Source organism: Leptospira johnsonii, assembly GCF_003112675.1.
Classification (GTDB): Bacteria; Spirochaetota; Leptospiria; order Leptospirales; family Leptospiraceae; genus Leptospira_B; species Leptospira_B johnsonii.
Map to the genome: position 1 here is coordinate 328,959 of NZ_BFAY01000007.1, position 24,540 is coordinate 353,498.

Annotated in this window: 18 protein-coding genes; 14 read left to right on the forward strand and 4 right to left on the reverse strand. The window is 41.1% G+C overall.

Features of this window, described 5'->3' with window-relative positions:
- The first annotated feature begins 37 nt into the window (after positions 1–37).
- The 4 genes from LPTSP_RS07005 to LPTSP_RS07020 are packed head-to-tail and all read left to right on the forward strand — an operon-like array spanning position 38 to position 7,875.
- Positions 38–5,413 (forward strand): AAA family ATPase, encoded by a 5,376-nt coding sequence (locus LPTSP_RS07005; RefSeq protein ID WP_108928088.1) that lies wholly within the window; start codon positions 38–40, stop codon positions 5,411–5,413.
- Between the two features lie 29 nt (positions 5,414–5,442).
- Complete coding sequence (locus LPTSP_RS07010; protein WP_108928201.1) at positions 5,443–5,997, forward strand: SiaB family protein kinase; 555 nt, start codon at positions 5,443–5,445, stop codon at positions 5,995–5,997.
- A gap of 2 nt (positions 5,998–5,999) precedes the next feature.
- The gene (locus LPTSP_RS07015) at positions 6,000–6,374 is read left to right on the forward strand and encodes a DUF1987 domain-containing protein (RefSeq protein WP_108928089.1); all 375 of its coding nucleotides are present in this window, start codon (positions 6,000–6,002) and stop codon (positions 6,372–6,374) included.
- Positions 6,375–6,402: 28 nt separating this feature from the next.
- A complete protein-coding gene (locus LPTSP_RS07020; protein ID WP_108928090.1) occupies positions 6,403–7,875 on the forward strand; it encodes an adenylate/guanylate cyclase domain-containing protein in 1,473 nt (490 codons plus the stop codon).
- A gap of 48 nt (positions 7,876–7,923) precedes the next feature.
- Here LPTSP_RS07020 and LPTSP_RS07025 read toward each other — a convergent pair whose 3' ends face one another.
- Positions 7,924–8,382 carry a VOC family protein gene (locus LPTSP_RS07025; RefSeq protein ID WP_108928091.1) on the reverse strand — a complete coding sequence of 153 codons (459 nt, stop codon included), beginning with the start codon at positions 8,380–8,382 and terminating at the stop codon, positions 7,924–7,926.
- 70 nt (positions 8,383–8,452) lie between these two features.
- Positions 8,453–9,538 (reverse strand): endonuclease/exonuclease/phosphatase family protein, encoded by a 1,086-nt coding sequence (locus LPTSP_RS07030; RefSeq protein ID WP_108928092.1) that lies wholly within the window; start codon positions 9,536–9,538, stop codon positions 8,453–8,455.
- 231 nt (positions 9,539–9,769) lie between these two features.
- Here LPTSP_RS07030 and LPTSP_RS07035 point away from each other — a divergent pair, with 231 nt between their 5' ends.
- Positions 9,770–10,714 carry a hypothetical protein gene (locus LPTSP_RS07035; protein ID WP_108928202.1) on the forward strand — a complete coding sequence of 315 codons (945 nt, stop codon included), beginning with the start codon at positions 9,770–9,772 and terminating at the stop codon, positions 10,712–10,714.
- 9 nt (positions 10,715–10,723) lie between these two features.
- On the opposite strand, the gene LPTSP_RS07040 is transcribed toward LPTSP_RS07035, so the two are convergent.
- Positions 10,724–11,674 carry an alpha/beta hydrolase gene (locus tag LPTSP_RS07040; protein ID WP_108928093.1) on the reverse strand — a complete coding sequence of 317 codons (951 nt, stop codon included), beginning with the start codon at positions 11,672–11,674 and terminating at the stop codon, positions 10,724–10,726.
- A 272-nt stretch (positions 11,675–11,946) separates the two neighbouring features.
- Between LPTSP_RS07040 and LPTSP_RS07045 the strand changes: the two genes are divergently transcribed.
- From LPTSP_RS07045 to LPTSP_RS07060, 4 genes are all read left to right on the forward strand, one after another.
- Positions 11,947–13,341, forward strand: coding sequence for an MFS transporter (locus LPTSP_RS07045; protein WP_108928094.1), 1,395 nt, complete (start codon positions 11,947–11,949; stop codon positions 13,339–13,341).
- Positions 13,342–14,046, forward strand: coding sequence for an acireductone synthase (gene mtnC, locus LPTSP_RS07050; RefSeq protein WP_108928095.1), 705 nt, complete (start codon positions 13,342–13,344; stop codon positions 14,044–14,046).
- A gap of 105 nt (positions 14,047–14,151) precedes the next feature.
- Positions 14,152–15,111, forward strand: coding sequence for a tetratricopeptide repeat protein (locus tag LPTSP_RS07055; protein ID WP_108928096.1), 960 nt, complete (start codon positions 14,152–14,154; stop codon positions 15,109–15,111).
- A gap of 73 nt (positions 15,112–15,184) precedes the next feature.
- Positions 15,185–16,465 carry a tetratricopeptide repeat protein gene (locus tag LPTSP_RS07060; protein WP_108928097.1) on the forward strand — a complete coding sequence of 427 codons (1,281 nt, stop codon included), beginning with the start codon at positions 15,185–15,187 and terminating at the stop codon, positions 16,463–16,465.
- On the opposite strand, the gene LPTSP_RS07065 is transcribed toward LPTSP_RS07060, so the two are convergent.
- Complete coding sequence (locus LPTSP_RS07065; protein WP_108928098.1) at positions 16,462–17,598, reverse strand: putative glycoside hydrolase; 1,137 nt, start codon at positions 17,596–17,598, stop codon at positions 16,462–16,464. The genes LPTSP_RS07060 and LPTSP_RS07065 overlap by 4 nt on opposite strands.
- Before the next feature lie 92 nt (positions 17,599–17,690).
- Here LPTSP_RS07065 and LPTSP_RS07070 point away from each other — a divergent pair, with 92 nt between their 5' ends.
- From LPTSP_RS07070 to LPTSP_RS07090, 5 genes are all read left to right on the forward strand, one after another.
- Positions 17,691–18,617: a histone deacetylase family protein gene (locus tag LPTSP_RS07070; RefSeq protein ID WP_108928099.1), complete on the forward strand. Its 927-nt coding sequence runs from the start codon at positions 17,691–17,693 to the stop codon at positions 18,615–18,617.
- A gap of 82 nt (positions 18,618–18,699) precedes the next feature.
- On the forward strand, positions 18,700–18,930 hold the full coding sequence (locus LPTSP_RS07075; RefSeq protein ID WP_108928100.1) for a hypothetical protein: 231 nt from the start codon (positions 18,700–18,702) through the stop codon (positions 18,928–18,930).
- 301 nt (positions 18,931–19,231) lie between these two features.
- Complete coding sequence (locus LPTSP_RS07080) at positions 19,232–21,271, forward strand: tetratricopeptide repeat protein (RefSeq protein ID WP_108928101.1); 2,040 nt, start codon at positions 19,232–19,234, stop codon at positions 21,269–21,271.
- Positions 21,268–23,289, forward strand: a complete 2,022-nt coding sequence (locus LPTSP_RS07085; protein ID WP_108928102.1) for a tetratricopeptide repeat protein — start codon at positions 21,268–21,270, stop codon at positions 23,287–23,289. Before LPTSP_RS07080 ends, LPTSP_RS07085 begins: the two co-directional genes overlap by 4 nt.
- Before the next feature lie 35 nt (positions 23,290–23,324).
- Positions 23,325–23,816, forward strand: a complete 492-nt coding sequence (locus LPTSP_RS07090; protein WP_108928103.1) for an SRPBCC family protein — start codon at positions 23,325–23,327, stop codon at positions 23,814–23,816.
- The last annotated feature ends 724 nt before the right edge of the window (positions 23,817–24,540 follow it).

The following is a 24,540-nucleotide window of genomic DNA, read 5'->3' on the forward strand; positions in this document are numbered from 1 at the left end:
TTAGAATATAATATAAAAATAAAGGTGAAGTAGAAGGATGATCGTAACAGGGTTCGAACTAAAAGAAAGACTGAATGCCGAATCTGCGTCCGAAGTTTATAAAGCTGTCCGTAAAGAGGACAGTAAGTCCGTTATCATCAAATTTCTTCCGGTTTTGGACGAATTACATCCTTCCGTTGTTAATCTTAGGAACGAATTCGAGATCCTAAATTTACTTTCTTCCGGTTATTTTGTTAAACCGATTAAGTTCGAAAAACTCCAAGACGGGTTCGCACTTTTTATGGATTTCGTGCCTGGAGGTTCCCTAAAGGATTTTATCTCCAAAAAGCCGATGACACTTTCGGACTTTTTTCCCATCTCCATCCAACTTGCAGAAAGACTCAGCGAGATACATTCCAAAAAGATCATACACAAAGACTTAAAACCTGAGAACATAATATTCAATAAGGATGAAAAACAGGTCCGGATCATAGACTTCGGGATTTCCACCAGGTTAAATAAAGAAGAGACTTCCTGGTCTGCACCTAATATTTTAGAAGGTTCCATCCATTACGTTTCTCCTGAGCAGACGGGAAGAATGAACCGTTCCGTGGATTACAGAAGCGATTTTTATTCTTTAGGGATCACCTATTACGAAATGCTCCTTGGAAAACTTCCGTTCGACGGGGACGATCTTTTACAATTAGTACATTCTCATCTGGCTAAGATCCCGACCTCTCCAAAAGAAGCAAGATCCGAAATCCCCACTGTACTTTCAGAAATTATAATGAAGCTTCTGGCAAAAAATGCAGAAGACAGATACCAGACAGCAAGAGGACTCCAGGGAGATTTGGAAAAGGCATTCGCTCTCTGGAAAGAAAAGACCGATTTCCCATCTTTCCCTCTTGCCCAAACCGATTTTTCCACGGAATTCAAGATCCCTCAGAAACTCTATGGAAGGGACGAGTATATAAAAACTCTTCTGGATGAATTCAAATCTGTAGCTACAAACGGAAGATCCAGAATGGTTTTGATCGGAGGTTATTCCGGTGTAGGAAAATCCTCACTTGTGAAGGAGATCAATAAACCTCTCACTGAATCCAAAGGTTATTTTATCTCGGGAAAGTTCGACCAATACAATCGGAACCTGCCCTTCTCCGCTATCATCCAAGTATTCTCCAGTTTGGTGGAATTGATCCTAACTGAATCTCCAGAAAGAATTGAAGCTTGGAAGAGTAAGATCAAAAAAGCGATAGGCGCCAATGGGAAAGTGGTTACAGATGTGATCCCGGAATTGGAGATCATTATCGGAAAACAGGAACCTGTTCCGGAACTTGGTCCCCAAGAGAATGCAAACCGTTTTTATATAGTATTCCAAAACTTCATTAAGGTTTTTGCAAATCCTGATCATCCCCTTGCGATCTTCCTGGATGACATGCAATGGGCAGACACCGCTTCCTTGGAACTTCTCAAAAATCTGATGGAAGATGTAACCGTAAATTATCTTTTCATCATATTGGCATACAGAGACAACGAAGTGGATTCTTCCCACCCTTTCCAAGTATTGTTGGATACTTTGGAAAAAGAAGGATTAGATCCATATAAGATCGTGCTCCAGCCTTTGGCATTAAAAGATGTAAGACAATTACTCTCAGACAGTCTTTATATTCCGGAAGATAAAACCGTAGAACTGGCGGAGATCATCCATTCCAAAACGGGAGGAAATCCGTTCTTTATCGGGGAACTTCTAAAACAACTCGCCAAAGAGGACTCTGTCTATTTCGATCAGGGCTCCGGAAAACCGGGAGAAGGTCTCTGGAAATGGGACATCGCCAAGATCAGAAATACCAAGATTTCGGATAACGTAGTAGAACTTTTAGTAAATAGGATCCGTAAACTTTCTCCTAAGATCCAAGAAACCTTGGAATTGGCCGCGTGTATCGGAAGTAGTTTTGATCTAGCACTTCTGACCCGGATCTTAGAAACGGATTACAAAACTGCACTCAGCTCTTTACAAGAAACCATCGCGGAAGAATTGATCGTCCCGATCGGAGAGAACTATCGTCTCGCGGAATCTTTCGAAGAAACACAAGCGAATAAGGAAAAAAATTACCAGACTGCGAAAACAGTGACGTTCCGATTCCAACACGATAGGGTCCAACAAGCTGCTTACGAAATTATAGAAGAAGAAAAGAAAAAGAAGATCCGTTTACAATTGGGAAGATTCCTGATAGAAGGGGCGGACTCAAAACATATCGAAGACAATATTTTCGATATTGCAAATCACATGAATATCGGCTCCGGGCTAATTACCGAACCTGCGGAAAAACTAAAACTGGCTCAATTGGATCTTATCGCAGGGAAGAAGGCCAAAAATTCCACAGCATACAAACCGGCTCTCTCCTATATCGCAAAAGCCAGAGAATTACTCTTCCTTCTTCCGGAAGCTTCTCAAGGAGACGACGCTCTTTGGAATGCAAAATACGAACTTTGTTATTCTATCTTCAGGGAATTAGGCGAAACCCAATATCTAACAGGGAATTTTGAAGATTCTCAAAAAACCATAGATACACTTTTAAAGTATGCAAGATCTCCGATCGAAAAGGCGGATGCTTGTAACTTGCTCATCATTCAATATTCCGCTCTTGGAAAATTCGACCTTGCTCTTCCTATGATTATTAAAGCGCTCCAACCTTTGGGTGTGGATATTCCTGAAAAAGATCATGAAAAAGTAACCGGAGAAGAGATAGAGATCGTAAACAAGGCACTGGAAGGAAAGACTGTAGATTCCTTGTTGGACCTCCCACTGATCCAAAAACAGGAACAGATCATGGCGGTAAATCTTTTGATCAGCGCCATTCCTACCGTTTACAATTTTGCATTATCCCTTTTCCCGATCGTTTCCTTGAAGATGGTAAACCTATTCTTGAAATACGGAAATCTTTCCGATCCTTACGGATATTCCATGTATGCGATCCTTCTTACTTCAGGATTCCAGCAGTACAGAAGAGGTTATGAATTCGCGGAACTTGCCGTCAAGGTGAGTGAAAAATACAAGAACCCGAGCGGGATCACTAAGGCAGCGAATATTCTCGCAAACTATACCACTCCTTTCGTAAGACATCTAAAATATTCGGAAGAGATCAACCATAGAGGGATCCAGGCCAGTTTGGAATCCGGGGAATTCCTACATGGTGGTTACTGCGCAATGAACGACGCAGTCAATGTGGTTCTACAATCCAAAAATTTAGAATTAGTAAAACCTAAAATAGACGGTCTTTTAAAATTTACTCGTAAGGTAAAAAATAACTTAGCTATCGATACTGTTCTGGCATCCGCATTAGTAGTTTCTAACCTAAGAGGAAAGACTACTTCTCATTTGGAATTCTCCATCGAGGAAATGAATGAGAGCGAATATATCGAATTATGTAATTCTCACCAAAGCCCTTTCCCTGTTTGTCTTTTCAAGATCATGAAGGCAAGGACACTTCTCAGCTATGGAGAAGCGGAAAGCGCATTAAAAGAATTAGAAGAATCCGAAAGTATGCTCGGGTTTATTTCCGGCCAAATAGCAGTCGAAGAACATGGGTATTTATACTCTCTCGCAATGGCTGCGAACTATAAACTTTCTACCCAAGAACAAAAAGCAAAGTTCTTAGAAAGGATCAAGAAGAACCAACAGAAACTCAAACTTCTTTCCGAAAACGCTCCGGAAAACTTCGAGCACAAATATCTTTTGGTAGAAGCTGAACTTGCAAGACTAGAATACAAAAACTGGAAAGCAGCTAAAACGTACGAACAAGCAGTACAACTTGCAGGCAAAAACGAATATTATAACGACGAAGCCTTAGCCGCGGAACTCGCATCCAAATTCTGGTTCTCCAAAGGGAGTGCCAAGATCGGATCCCAGTACATCGCAGAGGCCTACCAAAAGTACGGAAGATGGGGAGCGATTAAAAAGCAGGAACTTCTCAAAACCAAATTCCCGGAATTCATTCGAGAAAAAGGAAGAGATACTTTCCGAACTACACGCACCATCGGAACTTTAAGCACAAGGACCGCTTCCGCTACTGAAGTATATTCAGGCCAGACCCTGGACTTCCAGTCCATTCTGAAAAGTTCCACCGCTATCTCCGGAGAGATCAAACTAGAGTCCCTATTGGATACTTTGATGCAGATCTCTATAGAGAACGTGGGCGCCGAAAAAGGTGTAATGATCTTAAGAAGGGATGGAAAACTTTTCGTAGAAGCGGAAGGAAGTACTACCGATGACGAGATCAGAGTTCTTCAGGGAATTCCGATCCAAGAAAGTAAAAATATACCGATCAGCGTTATTTACTATGTAGAGAGGACAAAAGAAGATCTGGTTCTCAGGAACGCGTTTGCGGATGAGAAGTTCAACAAGGACCCGTATATTAGAGAAAGGAAAACAAAATCCGTTCTATGTTCTCCGATCATCAAACAAGGGGAACTGATCGGTATTCTATATTTGGAAAATAATCTTTCCGAGGCGGCATTCACTTCGGATAGATTGCAGACAATCTCCATTCTATCTTCTCAGGCAGCGATCTCCATCGATAACGCATTACTTTATGCGAATTTGGAAAGCAAGGTCGCAGAAAGGACTAAAGAATTAGCTCAAGCCAACGACGATTTGGCATTAAAAAATCAGCATATTACAGATAGTATTACATATTCTTTGAATATCCAGCAGGCAATTTTACCTTCTTCTGAAGTATTAGGAAACGCACTTTCCGATTATTTCGTGGTATTCCGTCCAAAAGATATAGTATCCGGAGATTTTTACTGGTTTTCAAAACAGGAAGACACAATATATATCGCATCCGTCGATTGTACCGGTCACGGAGTTCCTGGAGCTCTTATGTCCATGATTGGAAATACTTTGCTCAATCAGATCGTGAACGAAATTGGTATTACCGATCCGGGTTCTATTTTAGAAGATTTGCATAAAAAGGTTAGACAGGCCCTCAAACAAGACATGGACCAAACAAATTCCAGAGATGGAATGGACCTTTGTTTATTAAAGATTGAAGGAAACAATTTATACTTTGCGGGAGCAAAACGGCCTATTTTTATTGGAAAAGGCGGAGTCTTGACCGAAATTAAAGGTGATAGATTCTCGATCGGCGGAAGGCAAAAAGAAGAAACGCGAAAATTTACTACACACTCCATTCCCTTGGAAAAAGGAATACGTACGAGTGTTTACTTAACCACGGACGGCTTTATGGACCAGCCGAATCCGGACCGACAAAAAATCGGTACCAAAGGCTTGCTAAACTTCTTAAGCGGGATAGAACATCTTTCCTGCGAAGAACAAAAAGAACGTTTAGAATCCTTCCTGTTAGCCCACCAAAATGGAGAGGCCCAGCGGGACGACATAACACTAGTCGGTGTGATACTGGGGGGAAGATAAGGAGATGTTTCTGAAAAAGGAAGATGCTGATGATGGAAAATGAAGTCATAAATCTATTTAAGACTTATCAGGAAACCAGCGAATACAATCTGCTCGTATCCTTTAAGGGGAGGCTGTCTCAAGAAGTTCTTACTGAACTTGGATCTATGATCCGGACTTCTTTGAGCACGGAATCCAAAATTAAGAAAATTTTTGCGGTATTTATTGAACTAGCGCAAAATATGCTGCACTACTCGGCTGAGCGCAAAATTAACGAAGAGCAGAAAGACGCAGGCGTAGGGATCCTCATAGTTAGGGAAAATTCGATTGGCTACCATGTTGCTTCGGGAAATTTGGTACTAAACGAGAAGATCGAATTTTTGACCGAAAGGATCCAAAAAATCAACTCCATGAATAAGGACGAATTAAAGTCCTTCTACCAACAGCAACTTAGATCGGAGAGGCCGGAAGATAGCAAAGGAGCAGGCGTGGGATTAATCGATATTGCCAGGAAGTCAGACGGACCTCTGGTGTTTCGTTTCGATAAATTGGATGGCAAACTATCCTTTTTTACAATCTCCGCATTCTTTACGAAGGAAAACTAATCATGGAATCCTTACATATACAACAGACTAAAACTTCACCGGAAATCATCTTAGAATCGGACAAGGGGCTCGCGGAAATCATCGGAGAATCTTATCCAGAAAACGCAATGGCGTTTTACAAACCAGTCTTCGAGTGGTTGTCAGCAATCCAAACTGCAGGAAAGCAGATCCAGTTCCGTTTTCAAATGGATTATTTTAACACTAGCTCTTCCAAAGTGATCATGGATATTTTGGACAATCTCCAGAAGTATCATGACAAAGGCGGAAAGGTAGAAGTCGAGTGGCTTTATAAAGAAGACGACGAAGACATGCAGGAAACAGGAGAGGAATTCTCTTCCGATTTGTCCCTGCCTTTCAAAATGAAATCTTATAAGTAAGATTTCATTCGTTCGGAATTAAGTGTAAGTGGAAAAGAACGAAACTTCGAATTCGAAAGAACAAAATACTTTTTTCGAGCAGGAATTTAAACTTCTCTCGGATGTTCAGTCTTTTTTAGAAGATTCGAATGCCAAAGAGGATCCTAGGCAAAAGTTAAGAACGATCGTAGGATCCTACGAGGCCCTTCTCAAACAATCTTCAAAGATCATGAAGATCGGGGACTCGACCCAGCATAGACTTCTCAAAACGCAAGAAGCATTAACCGATTCTAATATAATGTTAGAGGCCGCCTATATGGACCTCAAACTTGTAACAGAGATCGGAAAAATTATCACTTCTTCCCTTGAACCTAAAATTATCATACAATCGGTTTATGAGAATACTAAGTCCATCGTTCCGATGGATGTTCTCGCTTTCGGTATTTACGACGAAGAAAAAAAAGAGATCAAATATAAGTTTTGCGTAATAGACGGGAGATATGTCCCTGCGCCTTCAGTGGATTCTTTGGAAGAGGACAATCCTTCTTCTTATTGCGTAAAACAACAGAAAGAACTGATCACTCTGGATATCGAAAAGGATTTTCCGAATTATTTAGCTGATATCAGGAAACACTTCGGAGAGAACTCCCAATCCGCATTATACTTCCCACTTAAGGTAGAAGAACGTCTGATCGGGATACTAACCGTTCACAGTTATTCTAAAAACGCATTTCAGCCCAACCAGTTGAATATCCTGAGGACCTTGGCGAACTATGTGGCGATTGGTGTAGATAACGCGGATGCTTATAGGACACTTTCCAAAAGGAACAAGGAATTAAAAGATTCTTTGGAAAAGATCGAGGTCCTGAATAAGAGCATAGAAGAAGAAAGGCAGAAGTCCGAAAACTTACTTTTAAACATTCTTCCCAGAAGTATTGCAGATCGTTTAAAGGGAGGAGAAGGTGTTATCGCTGATTATTTCCCTTCTTCTACCGTACTCTTTGCGGATATAGTTGGGTTTTCCAAACTCACAACTAAGATCCAAACTCCAACAAGACTGGTAGAGATCTTAAATCGTATTTTTACCGAATTCGATGTGATCGCAGACAAATATAAATTAGAAAAAATTAAAACGATAGGCGACTGTTATATGCTCGCGGGTGGCATCCCCGTCCCTACCGAAGACCATGCACATAAGGCAGCTCAGGCCGCATTGGACATGTTACATCGCCTGGATGAATTAAAACCTGAGCTGGAATTCGAGTTTAATGTTCGTATCGGTCTTCATACCGGAGAGGTTGTCGCAGGAGTGATCGGAAAGAACAAATTCGTTTACGATCTTTGGGGCGATTCGGTAAATACCGCTTCTAGAATGGAATCTCACGGCGCCACAGGAAGGATCCATGTTTCAGAATCCGTTTATCTTGCGTTAAAAGATAAATATAATTTCGAAGATAGGAATGTGATCGAGGTAAAAGGAAAAGGCCCGATGCACACTTACTTCCTTCAGGGTGTTAAATAATTGTAATATAGCAAAAAGGATCTCAAAAGAGATCCTTTTTTTTGATCTTCAACCTAAGGCTTCGATCACTTCTTTAGGAGCCTGGACCAATTCCACAAGCACTCCCTCTGCAGAAAGTGGAAATTCCTCATTTCCTTTAGGATGGATAAAAGTCACTTCATGACCTCCCGCCCCTTTGCGGATACCGCCTGGAGTAAAACGAACTCCTTGTGCGGTCAACCATTCAACTGCCTTATGGATATCATCTACCCAAAGACCGATATGATTCAATTTTGGATCGTTGACTCTTGGACTCTTGTTTGGATCCACAGGCTCCATGATGTCCACTTCTACAGCGTAAGGTCCTTTGCCCATCTGTAGGATATCCTCATCTACGTTCTCTTTTTCACTTCTAAAAGAACCGATGTTTTGCAATCCGAGAGTATCCACCCAAAATTTTTTGAGTTTTTCCTTACTATCTCCGCCAACTGCGATCTGCTGTACTCCCAAAATTTTAAACGGTCTCATAATGCCCTATCTTTCCTTTTTTTCCAAATTCTTGCCCTTTAAAAAAAGAGCAAGGATTTGTCCGATTGGATTAACGAGATTCCAAGGAGAAGGATGCCTCTAAAGGAAGATGATCGCTGGATTCTAGGGCATCCCCTTGTTTTAACACTAAGTATTCTTTCTTAGTTAAGCCCTTAGAATAAAACATATAGTCGATGGTTCTATCAGGTTTGGCAATCTGAGGATCGTTAGGCACATGAGTGTAAAATTTTTCCCGATTTGGTCCGTTCAATTCTTCCAAACTTGCGGTTGAATTCCATTTTTTGAATAAGGGGGCAATTTCTTCGTCGTCGCTGTAATAATAAGCTCCATTAGAATGTAATTGTTTTCTGGAAAAACCAGGAGGAAGAAGATTAAAATCTCCCGCTAAGATCCATTCCGATCTTTCAGAATCCAGTTTATCCAATAAGTTCTCTATAAAAGCCACTTGTTTCTGCATCGTATCTGTTCCCATGGAGAAAGCATCCAAATGTGTATTCAAAAGCACCAAAGGTTTTTTATCCTTAACATCTATGGAAGCTTCTAAGATCGCACGTTTTAACTGTAATTGTTTGGTGATAGGATCTGCAGGAGGAGTAGGAAGCTGGTGACGAGAAGCGGAAAGAATTTTATATTTACTGAATATAGTCAGCTTCATTCCGACAGAACCCATGATCTTTGGATGAGGAACAAAACCTGCCTTCCAATAGAACGCTTCCGTTTGGCAAGGATATCGATCGGAGAGTAAGGGTAGAATTCTTTCCGACTGATCTTCGGAATATGTTTTTTTGGCTCCGTCATCCACTTCTTGGAATAAAACAAAATCAGGATCTCTTTCTAAGATCACATTCGCCACTTTTTTGAGAGTAGATTCTATCTCTTCTCTGGAAGGTCCGATATCCGGTCCGGTCTCATCCGGAACATCATACCAAAATACTCTATTCCTTCCTGCAAAATACTGTATGTTCCAAGAGAATACCTTGATCGGTCCCGAAGATTCTAGACTTGGAGCACCTTCTTCACATTTTACTTGTACTGATTCCAAGTCGGATGGGTGGAATGTGGAAAAATAAACCAGCAGAAGTAATAAAGCGAAAACACTTAGCAAAACCAGAAGGATTCTTTTGAATAATTTCAAGGCGGCCTCTTTCTATCTGTATCTTTTCTTGGGCATCCTTTCTAACGAAATTCCCCACATTCGTCCACAATTTTAGAGTTTTCGGATACAAGAATCAGAACGGAAAGACTTTCCCTTTTTTAGGGGATAAGAAACATTGGAATCGGTCCCATGCAGAATAAATTTCTAATCCTATTCTTTTCTCTTTTTATATGTTTTAGCCTATCTCCCTTGTTTGGGGAGGAACTAGAACTGCAGATAGTCCTCAAAAATGGAAGTACTGGCGGACCAGGCTCCGCAGAAAGCATTCGTCTCTTCGCATTGGAAAGACAAATGATGCCTTTGCCTCTTCCTGACCAGGGTCCAGTGAGAGGAAGTTTCAAACTTCCTAAGATCAATGCACCGGATGGACTTCCTATTCTGTTGCAAGTGACTTATAACGGAGTAAATTATAATAAGATGATCCCTCCGGTACCGATGATGAGGTCCCGACCACAAGAGGTAACAGTTTATGATAAAACTCTGGATCGTTCCGTTGTTAAAACCAAGTCCTTGCTTCAAGTAGTGAGAGAAAAAGATGCATTAGTAATTTCTAAAGTATCTATTCTTACAAATAATACTATTCCGCCTAAAAGTTTTCAGAACCCGAACGACCCATTAGAAGTTTACGTGCCTGAAGAAGCCTTAGATATAAGCGCCCAATTGACCCAGAGCACTAATAAGATGGCCATTCCAATCCAACTGACTAAAGGGAAAAACGGTTGGGTAATCGACAGAGCAATCCTTCCGGGAACTTCTCAGTTATTTGTGAGTTACGTGATCCCTTCTACCAATCTATCTCCTACCCAATTCAAGGATCGATTATTATTCGAGAACCAAGAAGGAGAGAAGGTGATCTTCTCCAAGCCTAAAGACATGCAAGTTTCTTTTATTGGGCAGAAGGGAACGCGTCCTGTTTCCGTGGACGCCCCGCCTGATGTGAATTCGAATATAGTAAGTTATGCGGGACCTCAGTATGAGATAACCCTTTCTGTGATCGGAGGAGAACCGATCAATGAGACTGCAAACCAGGAACGAGAGATAAATAACGGAAGTATATTTGTTTCTGCCGAAAAAACGATCTACGGTGTGATCGGAATTCTTTCTTTCTTATTCTTCCTTTCGTTCACAATCACTTACAGACTTAGGAAAGAATAAAAGAAGGAATTACTTCTTCTTGGCGACTGCTTTCTTTTTGGGAGAAGGTTTCGATTTTGCCGCCTTCTTTGCACTCGGCTTTTCAGCCGAGGGCTTTGCCCTTTCCGGAACCAGAGAATCCATAAATTCTTTGATGTCCTTTAGAACCTTATCCCTTTCGCCTGCAGGTTCGTTCATAAGTTCATGATAAAAGCCCTTATAGGTCTTCATTCTTTTATTCTTATAAACCAAATGATTATAGAATTCTAAACTTCCCGCAGGGTCAGCGATCCCATCCGCCAAACCATGCAGGATCAGGATCGGAGTCCGTAGGATACCCGCTTTTCTGTTCGCGATGGCGCCTTGCTGAAACAATTCGTAACCCATGGAGAATGAAATTTTACCGTGAACCAAAGGATCGTCAATATAAGCCTGGACCACTTCCGGGTCTCTGCTGACTAAACTTGTATCCAGGTTTGCGTCCAAGGTGGTAGAAGGTGCGATCTTACGTAAAAAACCGGCCACAGAGATCTGAAATCTTTGGAAGGCAGTAGTAGGTATTTTTAATGCAGAAGAACAGGCAACAACTCCGTAGATATAATCCTGATTGATCCCTTCCAAGGCGTAGCGTATGACTACCACTCCTCCCATAGAATGACCTAAAAGTAGGATCTTATCCTTATGTTCTCTTTTACGGACCTCATGTACGAAGTCGGCCAGATCGTCTACAAAGGATTCGAAACTGGAGGCATGACCTCTTTTTCCTTCCGATTTACCATGACCCCTTAGATCCAAACCGTAAAAGTTGACGTCACTATCCTTAAAATATTGGATGAGGTTGGAGTACCTACCGCTATGCTCTCCGAATCCATGACAAAAAACAATTACACGATTTGCTCCGGATTTCGTCCATGCTTGGCCGTATAATTTGGTATTGTCTCTGGAAGATTGAAAGAAGAATTCTTTATGTTGGTAGGCCATACTGTTTTGGCTCCATCTTAAGTTAGGGGCGGTATCCCTCGTAGTCGGACCGAAGCTATAGACAAGTAAACGTTGGGTCAAGTATTTATTCCAAAACGGAAGAAAGAGGATGTTCTAGGACGAAAATCAGCTCCTTCTTTCCCTCAAAGCTCGAAAACTAAAATCACATTTTCGTTGCCGATTCCTTTTCCCCTCACCAATCTGTCGCTTTACGTGCTTCTTATAGAGAAGCCGACATACATTTAAAACAGAAACACAGTGGAGAGAATTGGATGTCTCAACCGACCTCGAAAAAAAGCCTGCTTCGATATTTCGGATTAGGTGAACTCGCTGCCCATGGAGGAAACGCGATCCTCGCCTTTTGGATGATCATGGGGATGGCTTTCTTTCTATTCGCGGACCAAAACCTGATCGCTCCGAACCTCAGAAATATCGCAGGCTCTTTTGGGATCACGGACCAAAAAGAGATCGATTGGAAATTGGGAGGACTGATCCCGATTTGTTTCTTCGTTTTAGGAGGATTGGTTTCGGTTTACATGGGTTATCTTACCCAAAGATTTCCTAGAAAACCTTTGGTCATCGGAACGGTATTGTTGGGAGAGATCCCCTGCCTTCTTTCCGGATTTGCAAGAAACTACGAAGAATTTTTAATCCTCAGAACTCTGACAGGTTTCGGTTTAGGGGGAAGTTTCCCTCTTCTATTCTCTCTTGTAGGAGATTATTTCTCGGACAAATCCCGTTCTACTGCAGCAGGTTATCTTTCTCTTTCCATCGGACTCGGAGTCGGACTCGGACAACTGGTGGGAGGAAGTTTCGGTACGGCAGATCCGATCAACGGATGGAGACAAAGTTTTATCTATATGGCTGCCCCTTCTTTCCTATTCATGCTTGTTTACGGATTATTCTGTAAAGAGCCTGTTCGAGGTGGAAGCGAGAAGGAATTGGCAAGCCTAACCCCAGATTCTCTGGATGTAAACTCGGAAGCTGTTCGTTTGACTTGGAAGGATATCAAGAATATATTCCAAAGCAAAACAAACGTAGGGATCTTTATGCAGGGGATACCAGGGTGTGTACCTTGGGGAGTATTCTTCGTATTTTTGAACGACTATTACGAATTCAGCTACGGCTTACCAAAAGACCAGGCTTCTGCATTGGTCATATTCGCTGCATTAGGGATCTTTGCAGGTACATTTTTCGGTGGGGTCATAGGACAAAAACTTTACGATACCAACAAAAAGTTCCTGCCCATATTCTGCGGAAGTTCTATATTATTAGGGATCATTCCTACAATATATCTGCTTTACGCAAAGAATATTGCAGGAAGTCCAACATTCATTTTTATTAATATTCTCGCGGGTATTATTATTTCCGTAACTGGTCCTAACGTTAGAGCGCTGATCATAAACGTCAATCCGCCAAAAAGTAGATCTTCTATGTTCGCTTTATACAATTTAACGGACAATCTTGGAAATGGATTGGGACCCGCAATGGCGGCCCTGATCCTCACAGTATTGCCGGACAGGACCCAAGCTTTCACGATCGCTATCCTTTTCTGGATACCTTGTGGACTCGCTTGGTTCTATATCCTGAAAAATTTCAAACATGACGAACAGAAGATGCATGAAGAACTGGCTGCCGAAGCAAGCAGGATCAAAAGGACAGCATAATTGGAAGAACAAAACACCGAGTTATATTTATTTGATATAGAAGGGACAACTACGCCGATAGAATTCGTGCATAAGGTTTTATTCCCCTACTCGGTCCAAAACTTTATTACATTCTTCTCCGAAACCTCGGCGGAAACAGGCTTCGCCGAGGAACTCATCCTTGCTTCCAAAAACGAAACCGAATATACGGAAGAAGTTTCCGATTCCGCTGAGTCACTTACCAAATTCTGCAAATACTTAGTATCCAAAGATCGTAAATTAGGGATTTTGAAAGAGATCCAAGGAAGGATCTGGAAAAAGGGATACGAATCAGGAGAACTGAAAAGTACGATCTTCCCGGATGTCCCTCCCTTTCTGGAAAGGATCAGAAAATCAGGCAAACGTGCCGCGGTATATTCTTCAGGAAGTGTAGAAGCTCAGATCCTGATCTATAGATATTGCGAGGCAGGAGACCTAACGGTATATTTCGAAAGCTATTTCGACACAGCCGTTGGCGGAAAAAAAGAATCTACAAGTTACACTAAGATCGCCGAGAAACTTTCTTTACTACCAGGCTCTATCTTATTCTTCACAGACATAAAAGAAGAAGCGGATGCGGCTTCCGAAGCAGGAGTCCGGTCTATCATAGTTTCTCGTCCAGGGAATCATCCCCAGGCGGAACACGATTATCGAGTAATTAAGAATTTTGAAGAAATTCTAAGTTAAGTATCATTTGCTTAAAAATCAATTTCCATTCAAAAATTAGTATTTGACTGAATCGGAATTACATCTTTCTTCTTCGCTATAACCTTTTAAGATGTAGTTCCGATTATGAAATTTCTCCTTTCTTCTCTTTGCGTTTTTCTTTTATGTTCTCCCGTATCACTTTTATTTGCTGGAGACCCGGATCTAGAAAAAGGAATCCAACTCTATAAAGAAAAGAAAAACTACGATGCCTTGGGATATTTAGAAAAATCGCTCAAGAAAGAAAAAACTGGGATCGCTTTCTACTACCGTGGTAATGTGAAGATGAATCTTCAAGATTATCAAGAAGCAATTTCCTCTTATACTGAAGCCTATCAATTGGATTATAAACGGACTGATACCTTATTCAATATTGCCTGTGCTTATTCTCTTTCAAAAGACTATTATTCTACGCTGCAAACACTTGCTCTTAATTATCTAAAAGGTGAGCGTAACTTAGATCGAATCAAAAAAAACCCTGATTTGAAATCCTTTCGAAATACGAATTTTTATTCTCTTCTCTTAGAAGTAATGGAAAAACCGAATGGTACACCATTAAATAATGTAAGCGATATTAAGAATTTCCTCAAAGAAAACGGATATTCCTTTATATTTTATGAATACGACACTCCATCTCCCGGAGGAATTTCTTTCGGAACAAAAGGGCATTTATCGATAATGGGAGGGGGAGGATTTAACGGCGCCTACGTAGGCGGAGAATGGAAACTTAGCGAAATAGGATTAGAATTTCGTGAACTGGGATTAGTTGATACAGTGACTCCTTTTGGCACTTGGGTCAATGGTGGAGATCCTAGTCCGATAATCCGTAAAGAAAACTTCGTGGAAAAGTTAGGCAATAATTCTGGCGCAGCATATTATTTTGTTAAGAAAGATCTATCTAAGCCTTGGACCGTGATTCGACCAAATGAGATCATAATGAAATCGATACATTTAGAAGATGTAGATCCAAACACGTTCGATTTAAATAAGATCCAGATAGTCCATAGAATCGGAAAATTCACGGTATATCCCAATTTGAAGCAATAAGTTTCGAAGATTTTGTTTAGAAAACGATAATTTCCGCATAGCGAAAGCTGATAATCCGGCCGAAAATAAAAGTATGGCCCTAACCCGACCTGTACTCATCCTATTTGTCCTTTGCGTTTTCTCCTCTTCTACATTCTCCAGAGAATTCGTGTATGCATTCCGAGATGTGGGAATGCCTAAAAACTCGGGAAAAGACGGAATGCCCAGAAAAGAAAAAATGGTCTTAGTCGGGGAGACAATTATGTTCGATAAGGTTAAACCTATCGAATACGAAGGGAAATACAAAAGTTTCGAATTAGGATACGATACCAGACCGGATATAGTCACAGTAAAAGTACATTACGATCCAGGAATTCGTCCGGGACAAATACTCTATTTGATCGAAAAAGATTTCGACCATGTAACTTTCAAAGACGGAAGTATCGTAGGGCAAATTGAAGTTAAATCCATCTTCCAAACCGCATTTACAGGAAAACAATTAAGAGGTGTAGGATATTTAGGAATGGCAAAGGAGAAGGTCCTAACTGTGGCCTATCCAGTCTCTTCCGAACTGAGCGGACCTGCATTAGTAGAACGTAAAACTGGGGATTATCATTTTACCAGAGATGAGATCCCGGAAGCAATCCAATCCTACCGTAAAGCGATCCGTTTGGATCCGATGTCCCCGGTCCCTCATTATAGATTAGGAATATTATATTTGAACGAGGCTGGAGTAGATTCCAAGGAGCCGGTATGTTCCGGTATTCTGCCGATGAGTGCAGGAGCGGAATTTTCTTCCGCATGGAAGAAAAGATCCAGATTCGATTCCGACCAAGACTTGATCCGATTCTCCAGAGAATATGTTTCCTTTTTGAATTGTAAAGCGGACCAGGCCCCCAGCTTTTCCAAGAACAGTTTTGTTCCGGAAGAATTAGAAAGAGCTCAAGAAGTCGCCAGAGAAGGATTCCGACTTTCTAAAACGGACTACGAACTTTTAATCAGAAGTGCAGAGACTTATTATAAGCTATATGTTTCTTATTCGTCCGGAAAAAGACCGAAAGGAAGTGTTTCACCGGAAGAAGAGCCTAAACTCAGAAATCGTCAGGAAAAATCCTGGGAGATCGCTCAAAAACTTTTAAAAGAAGCCGGACTAGATAATATCACAGACTATAGACTTCATCGATTGACTTCACTATTATATGGCAAGAGATATCTGGAACTTTCAGGTGGAGCAAAGTCTACAACGATCAGCGAAGAAGCAAACTTTTTGAGAACGAAGGCGATCGAGTCTATCCAAGCATATAAACTGCATAGACCTAAGAATGTTCCGGGAGATAAGGATCTTCTAATATTAGAAAAAGATCTTGGGATTTAGTCTTCTATCTTCAGTTTTCCACTCTGAATACTTTCCTCGATCGCTCGAAAAGTATCTCCATATTTTCCCACAATATTCCAAACTATAAAACCGTCACTATCACTGTCTACGCTTGCTTCAATCTGAGCCTTGATATAATCCTTCAAAGACTTACCGGAGGGCCCAAGGCTCATTCCGAAACCTTGGATCCATCCGACCACCTTTGTAGTCGATAAGGATCTTTTTCTAGTATTCTTCAAACCATCATAAACAGTTTGGTAAGGATTTGCGATACGACCAGGTTGGCCGTAAAAATGAGAAGGATATAACATAGGATAGATTACATCCACTAGCTGAGCGAAATTCTCCACCTTTTGCCCGATCTGATCATCACGGTTGAACGGAATTCTACCGAAAATATCGGCACCTAAATAAGGAAGTTTCTCACATTGATTGGCTTCTCCGCGGATCCGATTCACTATCTGATTGATATTATTATATTTTTCCTTCAAGGAAAGATCGATATCGGTAACATCAGCATAACGTATATAATCCAATTGCACTTCCGGAAATCCGGAAAGACAAGCCTTTCTCACATATCCTAAAATAGAATTCAATCTTTCCGGACTTGGATACTTAGTCTTAAGCCCCCCGTCGAAATTTACAAGCCTTCCCACCGGATAAAATCCCAAATCCTTGATACGAGAGATCTCTTCGGGAGAAGGAGTTTTAGGTTGAAGATCGATCACTAAAACATTCACACCATAATCGGAAGCGTCCTTTAATAAGGACTCCCATTCATTCTTACGGGACTTATCCGAAACTAAAGAATTATTCACATAAAGACCGCGATAGAATTTAGGACGATCCGCATAAGCACCCTTGTTCGCTGGCCTTGTAAAAAACTTTTTAAGTTTCTCTTTCGGAGCTTCCTTTTCGCTTTCCTCGGGAACGTTTCTGGAAGAAAGTCGTATCTCACCTTTCTTCTCCTTTTCTTTGGAAAAAGATTGGGGTTTGGTTTTAACGTCCGGAGTGGATTCTAAAACAGGAATTTCTTTCTTCTTAGAATTGTCAGGGTATGGGATAGTGAACTCTGCACAGACCGGAAAAGCGGTAAGAACGAGGATAGGAAAAAGTGAAAACGGTTTGCGCACAAATTTACTCCGAGTCTATATTATAATATCGAACCGTGGACCTCGGTACTTGTCCTCTTTGTGGGACTTCCAACAAAAAACGGGAGCAGAAAATGAAACTCGGCTACGCCTATGACGATACGTTCTTATTGCATGATACCGGGACGTTCCATCCTGAATCCCCTCAAAGATTGGAATCTATACTCAATCGACTGCATAAGACCTCTTATTTTAAGGATATGCATTGGATAAAACCAAATAAACTGCCGTTAGAGCTGATCGAGTCAGTACATAATCATCGACATAGAGAAAGATTCTCCGTTATCCAAGGCAAAAGAGGAAGTTTCGACGGGGATACACCATATTCCGAATCTAGTTTTGACGCAGCGCTCTTGGCAGCAGGAAGCGGAGTGGACCTAGTGAATAAGATCAGATCAAACGAAATAGAATCTGGGATCGCGCTCGTCAGACCACCGGGACATCATGCAGAAACAGGCAGGTCCATGGGCTTTTGTTTATTGAATAATATAGCGATCACCGCAGGTTATCTACTAACCCAAGGAGTAGAAAAAGTTTATATACTTGATTGGGATGTACATCATGGAAATGGAACCCAGGAAATATTTTACGACTCGGACAAAGTATTCTTCACATCGCTCCACCAATATCCATATTATCCGGGAACAGGTTCAGTCCATGAAAGAGGAGAAGGAAAAGGCCAAAATTATACATTGAACATCCCATTAGCAATGGGATCAGGAGATAAAGAATACCTGCATTATTTCCAAGAAACAGTGGTACCTTCTATGTTGGAATTCCAACCGGAGTATGTATTAATCTCCGCGGGCTTTGATGGACATAAAAGAGATCCATTAGCAGGTATGAATCTAAGCACAAACGCGTTCGCGGAATTCACAAGATTAGTATTATCCGCAACAAAACAAATCGGCGCCAAAACAGTATCCTTTTTAGAAGGAGGTTATGACTTGGACGCCTTGGCCGAAAGTGTGGAAGCGCATATAGCAGTCCTCGCCGGATAGCTAGCCAATTTCTCTTTTATTTCCAATCGAAAATTTCGATAAAAAATGCTTCTTCCTAACAGCTTAGGCCGATAGGAGAATCATGCAGGAATTTTCCTCAAATACCGACCTGGCCCTGCGATTCAGAAACTACGTAATCCTATTGGACCGACTAATGAGAGAAGTCGAAGAGGAACTCCAACAAAATCAATCTGTCCGAAACGAATGGTCCGAATGGCATTCTAATTGGAAAAACGCCTGGCTCTCTCCCACGGGCAACTCCCCTTCCTCCCATCTTAAAGAAAGATTTTCAGTAAAAAGAAGACTCGGATAACTTTTAGGGCGGCTTCTCGCTCGGCTGGGACCTAAATTTTCTCGATGTGGGAACTCCAACGTATGTTGAAATCGGGCCCCGCCCGATTTGGGTGGGGGCCGGAGCGTAGCGGTGGAGAAAAACGGACATTTTCACAAAACCCCCGTTTTAACAAACTGATTTATAGCCACAAAGCTTGTAGGAGCTCCAACAAATCCATTGCATTAAATCGCTTGCAAGAGCGGTAAAACCCATACATAAGGCCTGAAAAATAGGTTGAAATTATGTCTCTTAAACTGTTCTATCGACTGAGAGGATTAGAATGGGGAGACGTACGCAAACAAAACTTTTCGTTTTAGTCCTACTCTTTGGAATTCTCACCCAATCCGGATGGTCCGAGCCCTTACCCAATTTCGGACTAAAAGAAAAAGAAGCTAAGACATTCTTCAAACGAGGCCTTGCCTATTACAACAAGGGAGAATTCGCTGCGGCCAGAGAGAATTTCATCCGTGCTCTATCCATCAAACCTGATTTTGTTCATCCCAAGTTCTTTCTGTCGGAAGCATATTATCTCAGCGGAGATTGGCAAGAAAGTCTTTCCGAATTAGAACAATTAGAATCTTCTAATAAACTCGATCTGATCAGTAAAAATCGTTTAGACGCATTAAGATACAGACTCGGTGGCGGAAATAGAAAAGATAATTTAGAATATTATAAATCTATTTTCGGAGACGATCTGCGAAGATTCCGTTTCAGGAATCCAGCAGACTTAGCAGTAGACGAAGAAGGATATCTTTACGTAGTCAGTTTCGATACAGCTAACGTGGTCAAATTCGATGCTAACGGCTTTGCTGTTGAAAATTTCAAAGGCTCTTTCGGTAGAAATTTAGAAGGACCAGTTGGGATCTCCATTCGAGGCAAATCCATCTTCGTTGCAGACTATGCAGGAGATAAAATTTATGAATTCGATACCAGAGGTTCTTATGTAAACCGTTTTGGCTCTACAGGAAAAGATCCCGGAAGTTTTCACGGACCCGCTGGTCTTTATTTTACGAAAGAAGGATTTCTCTATGTTTCCGATATGGGAAATAATCGGATCCAAAAACTTTCTAGAACGGGAGAACCTCTCCAAGAGATCGGCGTAGGGATCTTAAAACAACCAGCTGGGATCAAGGTCAATAATCGTGGGGAAATTTTCGTTGCGGATCGAGGAAATAAAAGACTCGTCGTCTTCGATCATGAGGGAAATTTTTTGAAAGAGATAAACAACCCTTCTTTCAAAAAACCTAGAAATCTTTCGATAAAAGACAATAGAGTAGTAGTTGCGGATGAGACTGCAGGACTTTTTATCTACGATTCTATTTCCAAAACTTGGTCAGCTTTCGAGAACTTTAAAGATTCTAAAAATACGGTCCGAAATTTCGACCAAGCATTCTCCGTGACTTTCGATTATACAGGCTCCATGTTTGTTGCTGATTTTAACAGACATAGGATCGAATCCTTTTCTCCCAAAGGACAACTTTCTTCCAACCTGGATCTGATCGTCGAAAGAACCATTAGTTCAGATTATCCTGATATCTCTTTAGTTTTACATGCAAAAGATAGACATGGCGTTCCTGTTAAAGCAATCCCTCGCGATTCTTTCCGCATCTATGAGATGGACAATCTTTCTCCTTTGATCGGTTTGACCGACATGAAAAAATATAATAATAGAGTAAGCGTATCCATCGTTGCTGAAAATTCTCAGATCGTATCCAATTCATATGCTACGATTGAGAAAGCAATTCGTCCGTTCTTATCCGAGATCAGGGCGGAAGACAAGATCCAACTTCTACGTTCCGGAAGAGACACTCAAACTGCCTACCCATTTGGGAAGAGTATGTATGATATCTTAAAAGCGTTACGCTCCTTTGCACCGGAAGAAGATTCTCAAATCGGCAAGTCTCTCCAAAAAGGAATCACTGATTTATTGGATAGCTTAGGTCCAAGAGCAATCATCGCAATCGTTTCCGGCAAGGATTCCAAAGCAGCGTTCACTCAATTCTCTCCGACAAAGATCATCCGCTTTGCGGTATCTCATGATATCCCAATCTACTTTTTATGCTTAGGAGAAAATGGAGAATCAGTTTCCGTATATAAGGAGATAGCAGAAAAAACGGGAGGAAAATTCTTAATGATCCCTTCCGGCGGAACGGAGAAGAATCTACGAAGCTGGATAGATTCCAAAAAAGATAGAAGGTATCTTCTATCCTTCAAAAGCAGGATCAATCCGGACGGAATGGACGTCTATGTCCCTGTGGTTGTAGAAGCCATTTTCAGAAATTCCAATGGAAAAGCGGAGACGGGATTTTTTACACCATGATATTCGGATCTAAAATCTCAAACAAACAGTTGAACTTAAAATTTCTTTTCAGGAATTTTGCGGTTCTTGCTCTTTTATCATCTGCCTTCTCTATTTTTTCAAAACAAACCATCGATTGGATCAAAGAAGGAGAAGGTGCGTTAGCATCCAGAAACTATTCCGCCGCTTACGATTCCTTTCGAGAAGCAGTGAATTTAAATCCACTTTCTGTTCGTTCTAGATTAGGACTTGCAGACGCGGCATTAAAACTTCATAAAGAAAAAGAAGCGTTACAATCTTTAGATAAGGTCCTCGAGTTAGAGCCTAAAAACAAAAAGGCCGTCCGCGAAAAAGCGATCACTCTCGCAAAATTAGGACGTTATGAAGAAGCATTTTTGATCCTAAGACCATTCTTGGAAGAAGATAGATACGATTCCGATCTATTTCCGATCTATATAGAAGTGCAACTTGCTTCCGGAAAAACTCAAAAAGCAAGTTTTGAATTTCATTCTGCTTATTCCAGAATCCCTAAAAGTAAAGAAGTAAAAACATTAGAAGCGAAGGTAGAAGCGTTCGACGGCAACTTCACAAAAGCCGCTTCTCTCAGAAACCAATTGGAGGCAGAAGTCTCCGACGATCCTACTATCTTCTTAGAGTCAGGAAAATTCCTATTGATTTGGGCGGAAAAGTCCCAAGGAAGCAAACGTGATTCTAAAATTACCGAAGCCGCCGAAAAATTCGAAAGATCAGTTTCCTTACATCCGAATGAAGAAGAAGCACTCAAACTTTTAGCAAAAACCAGGATCTATTTCGGAAGATACCAGGAAGCAGAAGAATATCTAAACCGCTTATTAAGTTTATTCCCGAGCTCCACGGAATATTTGTATTTACGTTCTTATGCAAGGTTGAAAAAAGATCCTGCTTCTAAAGAAGCTAAAACCGATCTTGAAAAATTGATTTCCTTGGACGATCTGGATCCGATCGCAAGAAACCGTTCGGAATTATATGCTTTAGAAAACCTACCAGAAGGAAATTCATTAAGAAGGACCTTGGGAGAATATAGACTCCAAAGATACAGAGCGAATAAAAACGCATTCTTATACGATTTGGCTTGGTATCATTTGATCCGAGCTAAGGAACTTCTCCCAAACCGTCCCGAAATTCTAGTATTAACATTAGAAGAATATAAAAGAAGAGGGTTTTTTCCAAGCTACTTTAACCTACTTCTACTTTTGAGAGATAAATTCCCGGACAATAAAAAATACGGATATTCTGTGGAGAATAACTTGGAAGGTTTTAAAACTTCCTTAAGTTATCGAGAAGGCCTCGTTAAGATCGGAGAATTCGGGATCCAGGAAGATTATGGTCGGACCCCTCCTGAAGTCCTAGTATTCGACCCAGATGGAGAAGATTTTTTAGCAAAACATACGGACCTTCCCGCCTTGGCAGGAAAAGTCTTAAGGCATTTCTTGAATTCGGATCCGAGAATCCGGAATATCGATTTGGATAATATTAGAAAATCGGAAAGTTTGGAATCGGAGCCTTATTCCGGGGCCATTCATAAAACGGAAAGAAACTATTCTTCTGTCAAGAATTCCAGAGGAGAAAATGTTCGTTTCGTTGTGAGTGGAAAAATTTCCTTCAAAGACGAGAATTTACGCATTGAGTGGAGCCTTAGAGATCATAAAGAAGAGAAAATTTTAGGGAAATTCAGGACCTATGCTAAAGGTAGAGATGCTCTTGCAGAAGCGACATTAAGAGCAAGAGACAAAATCCTGGCTTTAATTCCTGCCAGCGGAAAAGTTCATAGAGTGAAAGAAGATTCACTCATCGTAAATGCCGGGATCATAGATGGACTTAAAAAAGGAACTACTGTTTACTTCTTCAACTCGGCAACTTTACTTGGAGAAGGCACCGTAACGGAAGCGGATCTTTACACCGCAAAAGTGGTCCCCAAAAACCAGGATGCTGTCTTAAGAAATATTGCAGTAGGAAATAAAGCTTACTGGAAAAAGACAGAAAACCCTTCCCCCAACTAAATATATTTTAATTTTTTAATATTCGAGGAAGTCTCTTGATATTCATTTACCGTTCCGAATTTGATTGTAAGGTTTCCGAATTATTCGGATTTCATGCCGGTCCGGAAGGCTTCTTCGCTCTGGTAGGTTCCTCCAAAAAAGCGAAGGTCATTTCTCCTCCACTTTCCTTGGAGCCCGGCTCTAAAGCTGTCGTTAAAGTAAGAATCTTTCCTGGAATTTCTTTCCATTGGGAAGCCCTCCATACTGAATTAGATCCAGACAAACGTTTTGTCGATATCCAAGAATCCGGACCTTTTGCGAAATTCAAACATGAACATATCTTTATCAAAACCGGTGAAAATTCTTCAATCTTAGAAGATAGGATCACTTGTATCCCTCCTTGGTATGCGAATCATTTTTTGTTTGAACTCCTACTCGAGAAAATCATGAAGAATGAATTCCATGTTAGGCATAAAATTACTGCGAGGAAGATCGGCTGTAATTATAGGACCCAGTTCTGTGGAGAAGCAAAAGGGTCCCCACCCTGAGTTCGGGTGGGGGGTGGGTTTGTGGGAAAGCTAAATCCGCAATATCTGAAAATTCGATTTTCTTCAAGTAAGTTATATTAGAAAAATCTGTAGGAGCTCCTACAAAATTCCCGAATAATATTTCTTGTGCTAAGTTCTCAGCCGTGCTACTGCGGATTTCTTGCTGCCACTTGGTACCACCGCACCGGCCCCCACCCAATGCGGGTGGGGACTTCTTCCTTCCTGAACAAAAGCCCTGTACAACAACCGAATCCCTCGCTCAAAATCCTCCCGGCCCTTGCGCTGCAGGAGACGGTAAAAAATCACTTGCTTATTAATAACGATTTATCATTATTGAAAAAATGGGACTTTTGATGAGAAGGCGGAAAAACGGACTTAGTTCCTTCTTTGCGTTGTTCGCGCTTTGTGGCGGACTTTTGCTTACTAGCGCCCACTCCCATATAGATATATCCGAAAAGGGGATATTTTCCAAACATTCTCTAAAAATTTCTTCTGAATCCTGTTTTGTTTGTATTCACACTCAAATCAATTCTGGAGTGGATTTCGTTCAAGGTCCGAAATCAGAACAACCCGTTCTGGAATATAATGATTTTATAATTCCCAATTTTACGTCAGTTCAAATTTCCCAGTCTGGGATCTTGAGAGGACGAGCCCCTCCTTATTTTTCCTAATCTATCTGCATCTACTGTTTTCAGCGGATTCGCTACTTGCGATTCGCTTTGAA